Raw genomic sequence first — 2,180 nt, 5'->3', positions numbered from 1 at the left:
CGACCGCTGTCGCTCCTGACCCCGGTGATCGAGATGGTATAATCGAGATCACAAACCCGTCTGGAGGGTGTCGTTCGTTATTATTACTCAAGAGCCCCCCAACAGACGAGAGTATGCGCTCGTATCTTTGTTATTTCTCACGCTCAATTTCACGTTCAGACTCACGCTTGCTGTGAGAGTTAACACCGGATTCCGTCTCAATTAAGTTTTCAACCTGATTCTCAAACTCTTCATCAGCCAGTTCCCCATTCGCGTATCGCTCTCGGAGTGTCGTAATTGGACCCTCTTCTGAGGTCTGATCACTCGCATTATTACTCTCCCGGTAAAAACGCAGAACCCCGACTGTCAGTGGAGGGACTCCAGCAAACTCTTAATCCTTACTGGGAAAGCAAGCAAAAAATGCGACACGCCAGCGGCTAAGAGCTCAAACCCAACAAGAAGAGTCACTGTCGTAACTGCCCCAGCAGCAATCATATCCAGAATATCTTCATCAGAATATGGCTCCTCCATATCACTCATCTCTCCATATTCGCGACAGAATTCAGCGTTAGTGAGGTCTGCCCCGAAGAGGTGGCTTTTTTCAGGTCAGTGAAATTGGCACCAGTGAGGTTTGATCCGGAAAGGTCGGTTTCTAAAGGCTGGCATCGCTGAGATCAGCACCAGAGAGATTGGCATTGGGCTGAATGTCTGTTGGCGAGGCTATACTGAGAATCGATTGGACTTACAGTTGCACAAAGTAGCTGAGTTAGTTGTGTGAGTACAGCGGAGATACTCGTGAGTGATCAGTTCCCGAAGCCGGAGATGGAGTGGAGTGGAATGGAATGGAGATATAATATAAACCACTTGTCGTCTCTGTAGAGGATAATAGACGCCTCACGTGGGGAGAAGAGGCGGAGGCGTCCGTCACCGAATCTGCACAAAATCATGACACTGACGCCAACCGGTATCACCGTTGGCGGAGACGGACACGACACACATGATTGACAGGACACAGTTGATCTGTGCTACATCCGCGAGATCATTTTTACACTGAGAGACAGTGGTCACCGTCACCGTCATCGGCAGACTCAGACCACCGTGATGATGACCGTGTGGAAGACGAACTGAGGTTATCCCCAACCCAACTTATGTTCCGATGAACACACGGGAAGTTTTCTTGAAGATGTAATAATTTTTATCAGTCACTGCATGTTGCAATAGTTGTTGGTGTGTCAGATACCCTCGAACGCGAGCATGGGATTCGCATCCGGGGAAGTCACCGGTAACCGGTTAGGTTGTCCACGATTCTTAGCTCTGATAATTGAGCTTGCAGACTGTCTTGATGAGACTGTCTCGAAAACCACCCTGTGGAGCGTCCCGCACCCGCAGGTACGGGGAGTGGTGTGATATTGTCCCCTGAGACACAAACATGCGCACACTGAAACGACTTAATCTGTGCTAATGTGGCGACCCTGAACCATACTGGATCAGATGGATCGACAGAGAGAGACAGATCTCTCGTCGATAATTTCCTCATCATCTCAGTTTGGACAAACAGAGCCCCGAGGAATACACAATATTGAGATGTCCTCAAAAACGTTGTATAAAAATAGAAGATAGGAATACAGGAATCTCGATAAGAGTGTATAGGACTGGTATTTATTATCAATCCCTTGATCCCACACGCCGGTACTCGGGTACCAGCGATCCCGAATCAATCGGTACCCGGGAAGTAATAAAAAAACAAGCGATGACTGAAGCACTGACATGAGTACAGGACACCCGCACTTACTGTGTCAATCGTCAGGCGAACCCGGCATTCCATGTCACATGCTCGCTGAGTGCATTGCGAGGGCGTAATAATATGAAGCGAGATATAATAGTAACTCATCCTGATGGCTTCACTCGGAAAGCTTCTTGTGGTTCTGATGATATTTGAGGCTATGTGCACTCTTGCAGCAACAGGTGCATTCACAACTGTTGAAGCCGAACGGACGGCTGACGTTGATGCTGCTGGTGATGCGAGTGCACTCGTTGCAATCACACCGCCTGAAGACCCTGCAAATAGTTCATTCATTAGTCAAGACAATACTCAAGACTCGACATTCGAGATCGATCTAGGTGATAACGGAGTGAACGCAAATGCAACAACAAACGCTGAAAATCTCTTCAATATCACGAATAATGGCGAAGAGAGTGTC

Annotated in this window: 2 protein-coding genes and 1 pseudogene; 1 reads left to right on the top strand and 2 read right to left on the bottom strand. The window is 48.1% G+C overall.

The window, feature by feature from the left end; genetic code table 11:
* Window positions 1-130: 130 nt before the first annotated feature.
* Both J07HQW2_RS19855 and J07HQW2_RS17555 read right to left on the bottom strand, forming a co-directional pair.
* Complete coding sequence (locus J07HQW2_RS19855; protein ID WP_394324628.1) at window positions 131-277, bottom strand: SHOCT domain-containing protein; 147 nt, start codon at window positions 275-277, stop codon at window positions 131-133.
* A 68-nt stretch (window positions 278-345) separates the two neighbouring features.
* Window positions 346-519, bottom strand: coding sequence for a hypothetical protein (locus J07HQW2_RS17555; protein ID WP_021053893.1), 174 nt, complete (start codon window positions 517-519; stop codon window positions 346-348).
* Window positions 520-1,922: 1,403 nt separating this feature from the next.
* On the opposite strand from J07HQW2_RS17555, the pseudogene J07HQW2_RS03230 reads away from it, so the two are divergent.
* Window positions 1,923-2,180 (top strand): annotated as a pseudogene (locus J07HQW2_RS03230) (hypothetical protein); the annotation flags it as partial.

Origin of the sequence: Haloquadratum walsbyi J07HQW2 (assembly GCF_000415985.1) — an archaeon.
Taxonomy (GTDB): domain Archaea; phylum Halobacteriota; class Halobacteria; order Halobacteriales; family Haloferacaceae; genus Haloquadratum; species Haloquadratum walsbyi_B.
This window is presented reverse-complemented; position numbering and strand designations above follow the sequence as displayed.